Raw genomic sequence first — 16,168 nt, forward strand, 5'->3', positions numbered from 1 at the left:
TGCAATTGCCGTCTATCCTTGGGGGTGTGACGGCCATAAGCTATTTATTTTCCGATTTTTTATTATTGATCCTTAAAGGAGTGCGGCACATGTCAAAAGGGCATTCGCTACAAGACCCTTACTTGAATACTTTACGTAAAGAGAAAGTGGGGGTTTCCATCTACCTGGTCAACGGTATCAAACTGCAAGGTACGATCGAATCGTTCGACCAGTTCGTTATCCTGCTGAAAAACACCGTCAGCCAAATGGTTTACAAGCACGCTATCTCGACAGTCGTTCCCGTCCGTCCAATCCGTCTGCCTAGCGCGACTGATGGCGAACAGGGTGACGCTGAGCCAGGTAACGCCTGATAGGAGTCTCCTTTGTTCTTTGAGCGCCACGGTGGTGGTGAGCGAGTGATCCTCGTTCACTTGGATGGACAGGACCCTGAGGCGCGCGAAGATCCGCAGGAGTTTCAGGAGTTGGCTAATTCGGCCGGCGCCGAGACCGTTGCGTTTTTTAACGTGCCGCGTCATCGGCCAACCGCCAAATACCTGATTGGCAGCGGCAAGGTCGAGGAACTGCGCGACCTGGTCCATGCCGAACAGGCCGATCTGGTGATCTTCAATCACATCCTCACGCCCAGTCAGGAGCGTAACCTCGAACGTGTTTTCGAGTGTCGCGTGATCGACCGTACCGGCCTGATTCTCGATATTTTCGCCCAACGCGCGCGTACCCATGAGGGCAAGCTCCAGGTTGAACTGGCCCAGCTTGACCACATGAGCACCCGGCTGGTGCGCGGCTGGACTCACCTTGAGCGTCAGGGTGGCGGTATCGGCATGCGTGGCCCGGGCGAGACCCAGCTGGAAACCGACCGGCGACTGTTGCGGGTTCGCCTGCGTCAGATCAAGGGCCGGCTGGAAAAAGTCCGCAGCCAGCGCGAACAATCGCGACGTGGCCGCAGCCGTGCGGATATCCCGACCGTTTCCCTGGTGGGTTACACCAACGCCGGCAAGTCCACGCTGTTCAACAACTTGACCAAGTCGGACGTGTACGCGGCCGACCAACTGTTCGCGACCCTCGACCCGACCCTGCGTCGCCTGGAACTGGCCGACCTGGGGCCGATCGTGCTGGCCGACACCGTGGGCTTCATTCGGCACTTGCCGCACAAGCTGGTCGAGGCGTTTCGGTCTACGCTCGAAGAGTCGAGCAACTCCGACCTGCTGTTGCACGTGATCGATGCGGCCGAGCCGGATCGCATGTTGCAGATTGAACAGGTGATGGTGGTGCTGGGCGAGATTGGTGCCCAGGACTTGCCCATCCTCGAGGTCTATAACAAACTCGATTTGCTTGAAGGCGTTGAGCCACAAATTCAGCGCGACGAGGACGGCAAGCCCCAGCGGGTCTGGCTGTCGGCGCGTGATGGCCGGGGCCTGGACTTGCTCGAGCAAGCGATTGCCGAGTTGCTCGGCAACGATTTGTTCGTCGGCACCTTGCGCTTGCCTCAGCGTTTTGCTCGACTGCGTGCACAGTTTTTCGAGCTGGGCGCGGTACAGAAAGAAGAACACGATGAAGATGGCGTCAGCTTGCTGGCCGTTCGATTGCCGCGCTCGGAGCTGAATCGGCTGGTCAGTCGCGAAGGCGTTGTACCGACAGAGTTCATCGAGCAACACACTTTGCAATAAAAGCCTGAGAAAGCGGTTGTGCCGCAGTAGCAGGCATTCTGTAGCATTGGTCGGCGCGCCGTGGGTGCGTCTTTGCTTTATCAGATGGAGAGCGCTATGGCTTGGAATGAGCCGGGTGGCAACTCGAATAATCAGGATCCTTGGGGTGGTAAGCGCCGCAATAATGGCGACCGCAAGGGGCCGCCGGATCTCGACGAGGCCTTCCGAAAGCTGCAGGAAAGCCTGAATGGGTTGTTCGGTGGTGGAAAAAAACGCGGTGGTGACGATGGCGGTCGCACAAGCAAGGGCGGCGGCTATGGCCTGCTGGGCCTTGGGCTTGTCGTGCTCGCGGCCGTGTGGCTGTACAGCGCGGTCTACGTGGTGGACGAGCAGGAGCAAGCCGTGGTGCTGCGCTTCGGCAAATACTACGAGACTGTCGGCCCGGGCCTGAACATCTACTTCCCGCCGATCGACAAGAAGTACATGGAGAACGTCACGCGTGAGCGTGCCTACACCAAGCAGGGCCAGATGCTGACCGAAGACGAGAACATCGTCGAAGTGCCGCTGACCGTGCAGTACAAGATCAGCAACCTGCAGGACTTCGTGCTGAACGTCGATCAACCTGAGATCAGTCTGCAGCAGGCGACTGAGAGCGCCCTGCGCCACGTGGTGGGTTCCACCGCGATGGATCAGGTGCTCACCGAGGGTCGTGAATTGATGGCCAGCGAGATCAAGGAGCGCCTGCAACGGTTCCTCGACACCTATCGCACCGGTATCACCGTCACCCAGGTCAACATACAGAGCGCAGCGGCACCGCGTGAAGTGCAGGAAGCCTTCGATGACGTGATCCGCGCCCGTGAAGACGAGCAGCGTTCGCGCAACCAGGCTGAAACCTACGCCAACGGCGTCGTGCCGGAAGCCCGTGGTCAGGCCCAGCGCATCCTTGAAGATGCCAACGGTTACCGCGATGAAGTGGTCTCCCGCGCCAAGGGTGAGGCGGATCGCTTTACCAAGCTGGTCGCCGAGTACCGCAAGGCACCGGAAGTCACGCGTGAACGTCTGTACCTGGACACCATGCAGGAAGTCTTCAGCAATACCAGCAAGGTTCTCGTGACCGGCGGCAAGGGTGGGCAGAACAACCTGCTGTACCTGCCGTTGGACAAGATGATCGAAGGTGGACGTAGTGGCGCCAGCGCACCGGCCACCGGTTCGAATGCCGCTGCCAACGAAGCGAGCGCCCGTGCGGCTGCTGACCTGCTGCAACAGCAAACACGTACCAGGGAGAGTCGTTGATGAACAATAAATCGCTGACCGCCCTGATTGTGGGCGTCGTCGTGGTCATCGCTGCCTGGAACTGCTTCTACATCGTCGCTCAGACCGAGCGTGCGGTGCTGCTGCAATTCGGTCGCGTGGTCCAGGCAGACGTCCAGCCGGGCCTGCATGTGAAAGTCCCCTACGTCAACCAGGTGCGCAAGTTCGACGCGCGCCTGATGACCCTGGATGCACCGACACAGCGTTTCCTGACCCTGGAAAAGAAAGCCGTGATGGTTGACGCCTACGCCAAGTGGCGCGTCAAGGATGCCGAGCGCTTCTACACCGCGACCTCCGGTCTCAAGCAGATTGCCGACGAGCGTTTGTCGCGTCGTCTGGAATCGGGCCTGCGTGACCAGTTCGGTAAACGCACCCTGCACGAGGTGGTGTCCGGTGAACGTGATGCGCTGATGGCGGATATCACCCGTTCGCTGAATACGATGGCGGAAAAAGAGCTGGGGATCGAAGTTGTCGATGTCCGGGTCAAGGCCATCGATCTGCCGAAGGAAGTGAACCGCAGCGTGTTCGAGCGCATGAGCACCGAGCGTGAGCGTGAAGCGCGTGAGCACCGCGCCAAAGGTAACGAACTGGCCGAGGGTATCCGTGCGGATGCCGACCGTCAGCGTCGCGTACTGCTGGCCGAGGCCTATCGCGAGTCTGAAGAGGCGCGTGGTGACGGTGATGCGCAAGCCGCGTCGATCTACGCCAAAGCCTACGGCCAGGACCAGGAGTTCTACGCGTTCTACCGTAGCCTGCGTGCCTACCGTGAAAGCTTTGCGAACAAAACCGACGTCATGGTGCTGGACCCGAGCAGCGACTTCTTCCGCTACCTGGAAAAGTCCAAGTAACTCATTGTTCACTCCCGTCGGGCGGCTAAAACGCCTGGCGGGGTGATCCTTTGAGAAAACGGGTGTATGATGCGGCAGCCGGGAAATTCCCGGCTTTTTTGCGTCTGCATGTTTGATTCGGCAGGCGCGACAGGTTTTTCGAGGAAAGTGCCCGACGAGGCCGTTTGCAGGCCGTTCGTCACGTCGCTCTTGCGCGTGGTTTATGCCGGGGGCGGGCATTTTCTGCTTCACTCAAGGCTCGGCCGAGGGCTGGCCGCCCGGATCATAGGGGAATGGCGTAATGGCAACGGTAGACCGCTGGCTGCTGCCAGATGGCATCGAAGAAGTACTGCCACCAGAAGCTGCGCGCATTGAAGTAGCGCGTCGCCAGGTGTTGGATCTGTTCCAGAGCTGGGGTTACGAGTTTGTCGTGACCCCGCATATCGAGTACCTGGAATCCCTGCTGACCGGCGCGGGCCAGGACCTCGATCTGCGCACGTTCAAGGTCATTGACCCGCAATCGGGCCGGCAAATGGGGTTCCGTGCCGACATCACGCCGCAAGTGGCGCGCATTGATGCACACACCCTGCGTCGCGAAGGCCCGAGCCGCCTGTGCTATGCCGGCAGCGTGCTGCATGCAAAACCGCGGGCGTTGTCGTCGTCGCGCAGCCCGATCCAGTTGGGCGCCGAGTTGTATGGCGATGCCAGCCCGAGCAGCGACGTGGAAGTCATCAGCCTGATGCTGGCCATGCTGCAACTGGCTGACGTGCCGGATGTCCACATGGATCTGGGCCACGTCGGTATCTACCGTGGCCTGGCGCGTGCGGCCGGTTTGTCCGGTGAAGTGGAGCAACAGTTGTTCGATGCCCTGCAGCGCAAGGCAATCGATGAAGTCGTCGCCTTGACCGAAGGCGTGCCGGCCGAACTGGCTGACATGCTGCGTGCGCTGGTGAACCTGTGCGGCGGCCGCGAAGTCCTGGACGCTGCCCGTGAGCGCCTGGCCAATGCGCCGGCGCCAGTATTGGCGGCACTGGATGACGTGCTGGCGATTGCCGCGCAGTTGTCGGCGAGGTTCCCGCAACTGCCGCTGTATTTCGACCTGGGCGAGTTGCGCGGCTACCACTACCACACCGGTGTGGTGTTCGCTGTGTTTGTGCCGGGTGTTGGCCAGGCCATCGCCCAGGGCGGTCGTTATGACGATATCGGCGCCGACTTCGGTCGTGCGCGTCCGGCCACCGGCTTTTCCACCGATTTGAAAACCCTGGTGACCCTGGGGCGTGCTGAGGTCGAGCTGCCGTCTGGTGGCATCTGGATGCCCGACAGTACGGACGCAGCACTCTGGCAGCAGGTTTGTCAGTTGCGCGGTGAGGGTCAGCGTGTCGTCCAGGCGTTGCCTGGGCAGCCATTGGCCGCCGCCCGTGAAGCGGACTGCGACCGGCAATTGATTCTGCAGAACGGGCTTTGGCAAGTATCGCCACTGGCTTCTTGAGTTTTCCTGCCGGCCATCGCCGGCACCAAGTTTGCGCGAATGAGGACAAGTGTTATGGGTAAGAATGTCGTAGTCCTGGGCACCCAATGGGGTGATGAGGGCAAAGGCAAGATCGTTGATCTGCTGACCGAACATGCTGCCGCCGTAGTGCGCTACCAAGGTGGCCACAACGCTGGCCACACCCTGGTCATCGATGGCGAAAAAACCGTCTTGCACCTGATCCCGTCGGGCGTCCTGCGCGAAGGCGTGCAGTGCCTGATCGGCAACGGCGTGGTGGTTGCACCCGACGCCCTGATGCGGGAAATCACCAAGCTGGAAGAGAAAGGCGTACCGGTGCGCGAGCGCCTGCGTATCAGCCCGGCCTGCCCGCTGATCCTGTCCTTCCACGTCGCGCTGGACCAGGCCCGTGAAAAGGCCCGTGGCGAGCTGAAGATCGGTACTACCGGTCGCGGTATCGGCCCAGCCTACGAAGACAAGGTTGCGCGTCGTGGCCTGCGTGTTGGCGACCTGCTCAACATGCCGCGCTTTGAAGACAAACTGCGTGAACTGGTGGATTACCACAACTTCATGCTGGTGGGTTACTACAAAGAGCCAGCCATCGAATTCGACAAGACCCTGGCCGAATGCAAGGAATACGCTGAGCTGCTCAAACCGCTGATGCTGGACGTGACGGCCGAGCTGCACGACCTGCGTCGCGCTGGCAAAGACATCATGTTCGAGGGCGCCCAAGGTTCGTTGCTGGACATCGACCACGGTACCTACCCCTACGTGACCAGCTCTAACACCACCGCTGGCGGCGTCGCTACCGGTTCGGGTGTTGGCCCGATGTTCCTGGACTACATCCTGGGCATCACCAAGGCTTACACCACGCGGGTCGGTTCGGGTCCATTCCCGACTGAACTGTTCGACGAAGTGGGCGCGCACCTGGCTAAACAAGGTCACGAGTTTGGCGCGACTACTGGCCGTGCTCGTCGTTGTGGCTGGTTCGATGCCGTTATCCTGCGTCGCGCTATCGATGTTAACAGCATCTCGGGTATCTGCCTGACCAAGCTGGACGTGCTCGACGGTCTGGAAACCATCAACATCTGTGTCGGCTACAAAGATGCAGAAGGTAAGGTCGTTGCCCCGACTGACGCAGACAGCTACGTGGGTCTGCAGCCGGTGTACGAAGAAGTACCGGGCTGGGTCGAATCGACCGTGGGTGCCAAGACCCTGGAAGAGCTGCCCGCCAACGCTCGTGCGTACATCAAGCGCGTTGAAGAGCTGATCGGCGCACCGATCGACATTATTTCGACGGGCCCGGACCGCAACGAGACCATCGTTCTGCGTCACCCGTTCGCTTAATAAGCTGTTGATGTAAAACGCAAAGGGCTCCTCAGGGAGCCCTTTGTCGTTTAAGTTCGCCAAGCGGCACGACCCTTGCTGTGTTTCCTTCTTTCGCGGTGCTATCAAATTAATGGCACCCGTGGTGGAGGGATTCCCGATGTCTGCCGTTCTCTCATTGTTACAAAGTCGTCTGTTGCGGCCGGTGTTCGTTACCCTAGGTATCGCTCTTTTGGTGCAAGTGCTGGTGGCGGTCGCTCTTACTCGGAGCACAGTCACGGCGCTGGAAGCTGATTTGGGCAATCGCCTCGGGGTCGACAGTCAGAAACTGTCCGGCGAATTGGCCCAGGCCGGCAAGGAAGTCACATCCAGCCTGGACAGCTTGTCCAGCAGTACCCGTCAGCGTCTGACCGTCGGGCTTTCCACGCGCCTGCAGGAAGAGCAGAAGCAACTGCGTGCGACCCTGGAAAAAGACCTGCAGGACTCCGCTAACGACATGGCGCAACTGCTGGCCTCCGTGGCGCCTCGCGCCATGTGGGACAACGATGTGCCGACGCTGTCGGAGTTCGCCCGACGGGCCCAGCGCAATCCCAACGTGTTGTTCGTGGTTTACGACGACGCCGCCGGTGAGCATCTGACCCGCTATCTGAACCGGGAAAACCCGATCAACCAGGCGCTGCTGGAAAAGGGCAAGGGCGACCGCGCCCTGGATAAAGTGCTGGACGCCGCCAAGGCGGACCCTTCCGTGTACTACGTCGAAGCGTCCATCAGCCCCAACGGTGTCGAGATCGGTAAGGTTCGCATGGGGGTCTCGACCGCATCGGTGGAAGCCAACCTGCAGGCGCTGGATAAGCGCTTTGCGACACTGATCGCCAGCGGCGATCAGTTGGTGGGCGATAGCCTCAAAGGTGCGGCGGCCGATAGCGCGGCCGCCATGGGCGCAAGGCTGCAGTCGGCGCAGGCGACCGCTACCCAGATGACCGCCAACACCACCAATGCCGTGCAGGACGCGGCGGGCACCTTGCGCTGGCGCATCGGCATGGGGCTCGCGGCGGTCGGCTTCGGTGTGCTGCTGTTGATCGCGGTGGTGCTCGGGCGGCGGGTGGTCAATCGCCTGAAACTGTTGATCGCGGCCATGGATGATCTGGCGGCGGGCGAGGGCGACCTGACCAAGCGTGTGCAGATCAACAGCAAAGATGAGATCGGCGACATGGCGTCGGCGGTCAATCGCTTTGTGGATAAGTTGCAGCCCATCGTGCGCGAGGCCGGCGATGTGGCGCAGCGTACCGGTGTGGAAATCGGCGCGATGACCTTGCGCAATGCCGGCGCCGATGCGGCTGCCGGTTTGCAGCGCGACGAAGTGGCCGAGAGCCTGCGCGCGCTGTCGCAGATGGCGGATGAGGCGCAGGCCGAAAGCCATGCGATGCAGGCCGCGCTGCAGCAGGTGGTGGATATACGCCAGGCCACGGATGAAAACTCACGCACTTCGGCTGAAGTCGGCAGCTTGATCGAAGCGCTGGCGGGCCAGGTGCAGGCCGGTTCCAAGGTCATCGAGCGCCTCGCCGCGCAAAGCGAGCAGATCGAAGTGGTATTGACGGTGATCCATGGCATCGCCGAGCAGACCAACCTGCTGGCGCTCAACGCGGCCATCGAAGCGGCGCGTGCCGGTGAGACCGGGCGTGGCTTTGCGGTGGTGGCGGACGAGGTGCGTGCGCTGGCGAGTAAAACCCAAAGCTCCACCGGCGATATACAGGCACATATCGTGGCGTTGCAGCAGGGCGCGCGCGAGGCGGTCGAAACCATTGGCAAGGCCGGGCGCCAGGCCAACGAAGGCTTGCTGGTGCTGCGCGACAGTGTGCGCTTGCAGCAGACGGTGCAGGCCTCGGTGGAGCAGGTGCATGCGGCGATTGGCCTGGCCACTCGTGCGGCCGAGCATCAGGCCCAGGGCGCGCATGCGGTGCGTGGGCGGGTCGAGGTGATCCATGCCCAGGCCGAGCGTGCCGCACAGGCTGTGGTGGAAACCACGGCCAGCGGCAAGGTGCTGGATGGCTTGGCGGCGCAGTTGAAGGCGAGCCTGGGGCAGTTCCGGGCTTAGTGTGGTCTGTGCCGTCGCTATCGGGAGCAAGCTCCCTCCCACATTCGACTGCATTCCAAAGCTGGAACCCAGTCAACTGTGGGAGGGGGCTTGCCCCCGATAGCGGTTTCAGCGACTCAGATACATCCGCGTCGTGAGCAAATAAACCGGCAACCCCGACACCAGAATCAACAACGCCGCATACGGCGCCGCCGCCGCGAATTCGATATTCGAGGTGTGCGCCCACACCGCCGTCGCCAGGGTATTCAGCCCGGTCGGGCTGAGCAGTAATGTCGCGGTCAATTCCTTCATCGCATCGAGAAACACCAGCGCGAATGCCGCCCCCAAAGCCGGGAAAATAATCGGCAGGGTCACTCGGCAAAAGGCACTGAACGACGACGCACCCAGCGTGCGTGCCGCCTCTTCCAACTGCGGTGCCGCCTTGTTCAAGGCTGTCCGGATCGGCGCCTGGGCCAGCGGCAGAAACAGCAGCGCATAGGCAATCAGCAGCAGTGCCGACGTCTGGTACAGCGCCGGCACGTAGTGCAAGGCGAAGTACACCAGCGTCAGCGCAATCACCAGGCCGGGCAGGGCGTGCAGCAAGTACGGCAGGCGCTCGGCCCAGAGCGCCAGCGGGCCTTTGTAGCGCACCACCAGCAACCCCACCGGCACCGCGAGTGCCAGGCACAGTGCCGCACCGCCCAGCGACAGCGCCAGGGAGGACAGCAGCGCCTCACCAATCTCGGCCACCGGGAACGCGGCCGACGAGCCCACCGCCAGCCAATAGCCGAGCATCCCCAGCGGAATGCCGCTGCCGATGATCGCCAGCGCCAGGCAATACAGCTGCCCCAATGGCGCCCACTTGCCCAGTCGGATCTGTTCCGCATGCCGCGCCGCGCCCTGGCCGATCCGCACATGTCGGCCCTTGCCGCGCACGCGCAGTTCCAGCCACAGCAGTGTCAGGCACATTGCCAGCAACACCGCCGACAGCATCGCTGCATTGGCGTTGCTGAATTCCAGTTCGAATTGCTGATAGATCGCCGTAGTAAAGGTCTGCAGGCCGATGATCGACAGCGCGCCGAATTCCACCAGCATATGCAGCGCGATCAACAATGCCCCGGCCAACAGCGACGGCCACAGCAAGGGCAGGGTGATGCGCCGGAACACGCCCCAGCGATTCAGCCCCAGGGTGCGCGCGGACTCTTCGAGGGAGGGGTCGAGATTGCGCAGGGTCGCCGCCACCGGCAGAAACACCAGCGGGTATTTCGACAGGGTCATCACCAGGATCGCCCCGCCGAGCCCTTCGAAGTTAGCGCTCAGCGACACCCAGGTGAAGCTGCTGACAAACGCCGGCACCGCAAACGGCAGGCACAGGATCACGCCCCAGAGACGGCGCCCCGGCAGGTTGCTGCGCTCCAGCAGCCAGGCGAGAGATAGGCCGATCACGCCGCACGCCAGCGTCACCCCGACCATCAGCGCCAGGGTGTTGCGCAGCAGCCCGAACACATACGGGCGCCACAGCAGATGCACGGCCTCCGCCCAGCCCGCTTGCCAGGCCTTGAGCCCGACATACGCCAGCGGCAACAGGCTCAAGCCCACCAGGAGCAGCACAGGCAGCAACAGCCAGATCGACGGGCGCTTGCGTCGCGGGCTGTAGCCCCCGCGCAGGGCGGGGGCGCGGAGCGATGGGTTCATCAGTTCAGGCCAACGTCACGTTCCAGGTCCAGGGCTTCTTGCGCGTTACCCAGGTCGGCGGGGGTGACTTTCGGCGGTTGCAGCTCGCTGAACGGCTTCAGGCCGCGACTGGACTCCATGCCCTTGCGCAGCGGGTATTCGGCCGAGGTGTTGGTGATTACGCGCTGGCCTTCTTCGCTGACCATGAACGCCAGCAGTTGCTGGGCTTCTTGCGGGTGCTTGCTGGATTTCAGCGCGGCAGCGGAAGACACGGTGATCAGGCCGCCGGCATCGCCGTTGGTGAAGTAGTGCAGTTGCGAGTCCAGGTTGGTTTTTTCCTTCTTCAGGGCAAACCAGTAGTAGTTGTTCACCAGCACGCTGGCGATTTCGCCGTTTTCCACGGCTTTGAGGGCGACCATATTGTTGCTGTACACCTTGCCGAAGGCGCGCAGGCCGGTCAGCCATTCTTCGGCGGCTTCGCGACCGTGCAGCTTGATGATCGCCACGGCTTGCTCCTGGAACGCGCCGCTGGTGGGCACGAAGCCGACCTTGCCTTGCCATTCGGGGCGGGCGAAATCCAGGACCGACTTGGGCAGGTCTTTCTCGGCGATCAGTTTCGGGTTGAAGGCCACGACGCGGGTGCGTGCGGTCACGCCCATCCAGTCGCCCTGGCTGCCGATGTAATCCTTGGGCAATACCTCAAGGGTGCCGGCGTCGATTTTCGCCAGCAGGCCTTGCTCGCCGAGTTTGTTCAACGGCGGCGATTCTTCGGTGTAGATCACATCGGCCGGGGAGCGCGCGCCTTCTTCGACGACCTGGCTGGCCAGTTGGTTGCTGCTGCCTTTGCGCACGTTGACGTGAATGCCGGTCTTGGCTTCGAAGGCCTTGGCGAGTTCATCGCCGACTTCTTTGTGTTGGCCGTTGTACAGGGTCAGGGCAACCTTGTCGGCGCAATAGGCGGTGGGCGAGAGCAGGGTCAGGCCGAGCAGAGTGAAGCTAAGGCCACGCAGAAGGGATGTCTTGAGATGGGTGCCACGGATCATCATCCGGAAGTTTCCTCGCTTGAGTGCAACAAATCGTTGCAAGGATAAACGATAAAGCTTCTCAAGTGCGGATGAAGGAGAAATCCATGGGGCGGTTTTCACACCCCGGAAACGAAAAAACCCGCTTTCGCGGGTTTGATCTGAATTTGGTGCCCAGGAGAAGACTCGAACTTCCACGACCTTGCGATCACCAGCACCTGAAGCTGGCGTGTCTACCAATTTCACCACCTGGGCATTATCAAGCAACGTTGCCGCTGTTGATGGAGCGAACTATACGGAGCGCTTTTTGATCTGTAAACCCCTGATTCGAAAATATAAATCAGTTTTTCGTTAAGAATCAAAGGACTGTAACGCAAAAACCCGCTTTCGCGGGTTTCTGGATAACTCAAGGCTGACCTCGAGTTTTGAATTGGTGCCCAGAAGAAGACTCGAACTTCCACGACCTTGCGGTCACCAGCACCTGAAGCTGGCGTGTCTACCAATTTCACCATCTGGGCAGTATCTTCAACGTTGCCGTCGTCGATGGCGCGCACTATACGGAGTGGCTTTTGAACTGTAAACCCCTGCCATGAAAAAAGCCTGGAAAATTTCGCCAATGGTCGTACAAGGTGCGTGTTGGGGGTCACAAAGTGCTTTAAAACGCTTGTTGACGCCTGAAATTTCCCGTTTCAATACGCGTATGCCAAACTAACCCGCATATAGACAAGGTGAAAACTCTCTAATGGCCGATTGGCAGTCCCTCGATCCCGAGGCCGCTCGTGAAGCGGAAAAATATGAAAACCCTATTCCTAGCCGCGAACTGATCCTGGCGCATCTCGCCGATCGTGGTTCGCCTGCTAGCCGCGAGCAGCTGGTTGAAGAATTCGGTCTGACCACCGAAGACCAGCTCGAAGCCCTGCGCCGCCGTCTGCGTGCCATGGAGCGCGATGCTCAGTTGATCTACACCCGCCGTGGCACCTATGCGCCCGTGGACAAGCTCGACCTGATCCTGGGTCGCATTGCCGGCCACCGTGATGGCTTCGGCTTCCTGATCCCGGATGACGGCAGCGACGACCTGTTCATGAGCCCGGCGCAAATGCGCCTGGTGTTCGATGGCGACCGTGCGCTGGCGCGCGTGTCGGGCCTGGACCGTCGCGGCCGCCGTGAAGGCGTGATCGTCGAAGTGGTGTCCCGTGCCCATGAGTCCATCGTCGGGCGTTACTTCGAAGAAGGCGGCATCGGCTTCGTCATTCCGGACAACCCGAAGGTCCAGCAGGAAGTGCTGGTGACCCCGGGCCGCAATGGCGCGGCCAAGGTCGGTCAGTTCGTGGAGGTGAAAATCACCCACTGGCCGACCCCGCGCTTCCAGCCTCAGGGCGATATCATCGAAGTGGTCGGCAACTACATGGCGCCGGGCATGGAAATCGACGTCGCGCTGCGCACCTACGATATTCCTCACGTCTGGCCCGAAGCCGTGCTCAAGGAAGCCGCCAAGCTCAAGCCGGAAGTCGAAGAGAAGGACAAGGAAAAGCGCATCGACCTGCGCCATCTGCCGTTCGTCACCATCGACGGCGAAGACGCCCGCGACTTCGACGATGCGGTGTATTGCGAAGCCAAGCCTGGCAAGTTGCGCCTGTTCTCCGGCGGCTGGAAGTTGTACGTGGCGATTGCCGACGTCTCCAGCTACGTGAAGATCGGTTCGGCGCTGGATAACGAAGCCCAGGTGCGCGGCAACTCCGTGTATTTCCCTGAGCGCGTGATCCCGATGCTGCCTGAGCAGCTGTCCAACGGCCTGTGCTCGCTGAACCCGAAAGTCGACCGTTTGGCCATGGTGTGCGAGATGACCCTCTCGAAAACCGGCGAAATGACCGACTACCAGTTCTACGAAGCGGTGATCCACTCTCAGGCGCGCCTGACCTACAACAAGGTCAGCACCATCCTGGAAACGCCGAAGACCAGCGAAGCCAAGGCCCTGCGTACCGAATACGCCGGTGTGGTGCCGCATCTCAAGCAGCTGTATGCGCTTTACAAGGTGCTGCTGGGCGCACGTCATGTGCGTGGCGCGATCGATTTTGAAACCCAGGAAACCCGGATCATCTTCGGTTCCGAGCGCAAGATCGCCGAGATCACCCCGACCACCCGCAACGACGCGCACAAGCTGATCGAGGAATGCATGCTGGCGGCCAACGTGGCCACCGCTGAATTCCTGAAGAAGCACGAAATTCCTGCGCTGTACCGGGTACACGACGGCCCGCCGCCGGAGCGTCTGGAAAAACTGCGCGCCTTCCTCGGCGAGCTCGGCCTGTCCCTGCATAAAGGCAAGGACGGCCCGTCGCCGAAGGATTACCAGGCACTGCTGGCCAGCATCAAGGACCGTCCGGATTTCCACCTGATCCAGACCGTGATGCTGCGTTCCCTGAGCCAGGCGGTGTACAGCGCCGACAATCAGGGCCACTTCGGCCTGAATTACGAGGCGTACACCCACTTCACCTCGCCGATCCGTCGTTACCCGGACTTGCTCACGCACCGCGCGATCCGCAGCGTGATCCACTCCAAGCAGGACACCCCGCACGTCAAGCGCGCCGGTGCCATGACCATTCCGAAGGCGCGGATCTATCCTTACGACGAAGCGGCCCTGGAACAGCTCGGCGAGCAGTGCTCCATGAGTGAGCGCCGTGCCGACGAAGCCACCCGCGACGTCGTGAACTGGCTCAAGTGCGAGTTCATGAAGGACCGCGTGGGCGAGTCGTTCCCTGGCGTGATCACGGCCGTGACCGGCTTTGGTCTGTTTGTCGAGCTGACCGATATCTACGTCGAGGGCCTGGTGCATGTCACCGCCTTGCCGGGTGACTACTACCACTTCGATCCTGTGCATCACCGCCTGGCGGGCGAGCGTACCGGTCGCAGTTTCCGCCTGGGCGACACGGTCGAAGTGCGCGTCATGCGCGTCGACCTGGACGAACGCAAGATCGACTTCGAGATGGCCGAAAAAACCATCGCCGCGCCGATCGGCCGTAAAAAACGTGGCAGCGAAACCGCCGCGCCGGCCACCCAAGGCAAGGGCGCTCCTGCGAAAGCCGCGGTTGCCGAGCCTGCGCCGGCCAAGGCCGGTCGTCGTCCGGCGGCCAAGGACAAGGTTCCCGAGGCCTACCGCCCAAGCGACGCAGCGGCGAAAAACGCCGAACTGCGCAGAAGCCGTGAGTTGAAGCAGCAGTTGCTCAACGAAGCCAAAAGCGGTGGTAAAGCGGCGTCTGGGGGAAAGCCCCACACGGCGGAAAAGCCGTCGAGCAAGCCCAGTAAACACCGTAAAGGCCCGCCAAAAGCGGGTTCGGCCCCCGCGAAAAGCGGCGGGTCGCGTAAACCTAAGGCCAAGTCATGAGTCTGGAAAAAATCTACGGCGTCCACGCCGTAGAAGCACTGCTGCGTCATCACCCTAAGCGCGTCAAACAGGTTTGGCTGGCGGAAGGTCGCAGCGAGCCGCGCGTGCAGGCGCTGGTCGAGCTGGCCAACGAAAACCGCGTGGCGATCGGCCAGGCCGAGCGTCGCGAAATGGACGTGTGGGTCGAAGGCGTCCACCAAGGCGTCGTCGCGGATGTCAGCCCGAGCCAGGTATGGGGCGAGGCGATGCTCGACGAGCTGCTCGACCGCACCGAAGGCGCACCGCTGTTGCTGGTGCTGGACGGCGTGACCGACCCGCACAACCTCGGCGCCTGCCTGCGTTCTGCGGATGCTGCCGGTGCGCTGGCGGTGATCGTGCCCAAGGACAAGTCGGCCACGTTGACGCCAGTTGTGCGTAAAGTCGCATGCGGCGCGGCGGAAGTGATTCCGTTGGTGGCCGTGACCAACCTCGCGCGCACCCTGGAGAAACTCCAGCAGCGCGGCCTGTGGGTCGTGGGCACGGCGGGGGAGGCCGAGGTCAGCATTTATGACCAGGATCTCACCGGCCCGACCATCCTGATCATGGGCGCCGAAGGCAAGGGCATGCGTCGCCTGACTCGCGAGCATTGCGATTATCTGGTTCATCTGCCGATGGCTGGCAGCGTCAGCAGTCTCAACGTGTCGGTCGCTACCGGCGTGTGCCTGTTCGAAGCCCAGCGCCAGCGCGGTGCGAAGGCCAAGACCAAGAAGTAATGTCGGGCCTGGCATAGATGCAAAATGTGGGAGGGGGCAAGCCCTCTCCCACTTTTGTTTTGTGGTGTCTGGAAGATTGTTCAAATAATCACCAATCACCTTGCGCCCTTCCTCCCCCTTCTCTACAATTGCGCCCCTTGCCTTCCTGGCAGGCACCGATGTGCCTCCCTGCGGCAAGATCCATAAGTGTCATTCACTCCTTGTCTGACCGTTTTTGAGCGGCAGGCTACAACCCGTAAGGAGCATTCATGCGTCATTACGAAATCATCTTTTTGGTCCACCCGGATCAAAGCGAGCAAGTCGGCGGCATGGTAGAGCGTTACACCAAGCTGATCGAAGAAGACGGCGGCAAAATCCACCGTCTGGAAGATTGGGGCCGTCGTCAACTGGCCTACGCAATCAACAATGTTCACAAGGCTCACTACGTGATGCTGAACGTTGAATGCACTGGCAAGGCCCTGGCCGAGCTGGAAGACAACTTCCGCTACAACGATGCTGTGATCCGTAACCTGGTCATCCGTCGCGAAGAAGCCGTTACCGGCCAATCCGAGATGCTCAAGGCTGAAGAAAACCGCAGTGAGCGCCGTGAGCGTCGCGACCGTCCTGAGCACGAAGGCGCTGAAAGCGCTGATAGTGATGACAGCGACAACAGCGATAACGCTGACGAGTAATCC

Annotated in this window: 12 protein-coding genes and 2 tRNA genes; 10 read left to right on the forward strand and 4 right to left on the reverse strand. The window is 61.3% G+C overall.

From position 1 onward, the window contains the following. Positions 1–89 precede the first annotated feature (89 nt). From hfq to ACP7E3_RS26600, 7 genes are all read left to right on the forward strand, one after another. Entirely contained in the window at positions 90–350 is a 261-nt protein-coding gene (gene hfq, locus ACP7E3_RS26570) for an RNA chaperone Hfq (RefSeq protein WP_017849756.1), read from the forward strand. A 12-nt stretch (positions 351–362) separates the two neighbouring features. After that, complete coding sequence (hflX, locus tag ACP7E3_RS26575) at positions 363–1,664, forward strand: ribosome rescue GTPase HflX (RefSeq protein WP_046384903.1); 1,302 nt, start codon at positions 363–365, stop codon at positions 1,662–1,664. A 96-nt stretch (positions 1,665–1,760) separates the two neighbouring features. Continuing rightward, the gene (gene hflK, locus ACP7E3_RS26580; RefSeq protein WP_017849754.1) at positions 1,761–2,936 is read left to right on the forward strand and encodes an FtsH protease activity modulator HflK; all 1,176 of its coding nucleotides are present in this window, start codon (positions 1,761–1,763) and stop codon (positions 2,934–2,936) included. Next, the gene (gene hflC, locus ACP7E3_RS26585; protein WP_046384902.1) at positions 2,936–3,802 is read left to right on the forward strand and encodes a protease modulator HflC; all 867 of its coding nucleotides are present in this window, start codon (positions 2,936–2,938) and stop codon (positions 3,800–3,802) included. The genes hflK and hflC overlap by 1 nt, the downstream gene beginning before the upstream one ends. Positions 3,803–4,082: 280 nt before the next feature. Continuing rightward, positions 4,083–5,270, forward strand: a complete 1,188-nt coding sequence (locus ACP7E3_RS26590; RefSeq protein ID WP_017849752.1) for an ATP phosphoribosyltransferase regulatory subunit — start codon at positions 4,083–4,085, stop codon at positions 5,268–5,270. 54 nt (positions 5,271–5,324) lie between these two features. Beyond that, entirely contained in the window at positions 5,325–6,614 is a 1,290-nt protein-coding gene (locus ACP7E3_RS26595; RefSeq protein ID WP_017849751.1) for an adenylosuccinate synthase, read from the forward strand. A 139-nt stretch (positions 6,615–6,753) separates the two neighbouring features. Then, positions 6,754–8,688 (forward strand): methyl-accepting chemotaxis protein, encoded by a 1,935-nt coding sequence (locus ACP7E3_RS26600; protein WP_057003675.1) that lies wholly within the window; start codon positions 6,754–6,756, stop codon positions 8,686–8,688. A 108-nt stretch (positions 8,689–8,796) separates the two neighbouring features. Here ACP7E3_RS26600 and ACP7E3_RS26605 read toward each other — a convergent pair whose 3' ends face one another. The 4 genes from ACP7E3_RS26605 to ACP7E3_RS26620 all read right to left on the reverse strand — a co-directional run bounded on the left by ACP7E3_RS26605 (position 8,797) and on the right by ACP7E3_RS26620 (position 11,881). Beyond that, positions 8,797–10,362 carry an ABC transporter permease gene (locus ACP7E3_RS26605; protein ID WP_126588422.1) on the reverse strand — a complete coding sequence of 522 codons (1,566 nt, stop codon included), beginning with the start codon at positions 10,360–10,362 and terminating at the stop codon, positions 8,797–8,799. Beyond that, complete coding sequence (locus ACP7E3_RS26610; protein WP_169881370.1) at positions 10,362–11,387, reverse strand: extracellular solute-binding protein; 1,026 nt, start codon at positions 11,385–11,387, stop codon at positions 10,362–10,364. Before ACP7E3_RS26610 ends, ACP7E3_RS26605 begins: the two co-directional genes overlap by 1 nt. 144 nt (positions 11,388–11,531) lie before the next feature. Further along, positions 11,532–11,618: transfer RNA gene (locus tag ACP7E3_RS26615), tRNA-Leu, on the reverse strand. Between the two features lie 176 nt (positions 11,619–11,794). After that, positions 11,795–11,881, reverse strand: a tRNA-Leu gene (locus ACP7E3_RS26620). 224 nt (positions 11,882–12,105) lie between these two features. On the opposite strand from ACP7E3_RS26620, the gene rnr reads away from it, so the two are divergent. From rnr to rpsF, 3 genes are all read left to right on the forward strand, one after another. Then, positions 12,106–14,742 carry a ribonuclease R gene (rnr, locus tag ACP7E3_RS26625; RefSeq protein WP_017849747.1) on the forward strand — a complete coding sequence of 879 codons (2,637 nt, stop codon included), beginning with the start codon at positions 12,106–12,108 and terminating at the stop codon, positions 14,740–14,742. Continuing rightward, the gene (gene rlmB, locus ACP7E3_RS26630; RefSeq protein WP_046384896.1) at positions 14,739–15,494 is read left to right on the forward strand and encodes a 23S rRNA (guanosine(2251)-2'-O)-methyltransferase RlmB; all 756 of its coding nucleotides are present in this window, start codon (positions 14,739–14,741) and stop codon (positions 15,492–15,494) included. Before rnr ends, rlmB begins: the two co-directional genes overlap by 4 nt. Before the next feature lie 248 nt (positions 15,495–15,742). Then, positions 15,743–16,165 carry a 30S ribosomal protein S6 gene (rpsF, locus tag ACP7E3_RS26635; RefSeq protein ID WP_003217491.1) on the forward strand — a complete coding sequence of 141 codons (423 nt, stop codon included), beginning with the start codon at positions 15,743–15,745 and terminating at the stop codon, positions 16,163–16,165. Positions 16,166–16,168 lie beyond the last annotated feature (3 nt).

The sequence above is a fragment of the Pseudomonas sp. PSPC2-3 genome, from assembly GCF_049898265.1.
Classification (GTDB): Bacteria; Pseudomonadota; Gammaproteobacteria; order Pseudomonadales; family Pseudomonadaceae; genus Aquipseudomonas; species Aquipseudomonas veronii.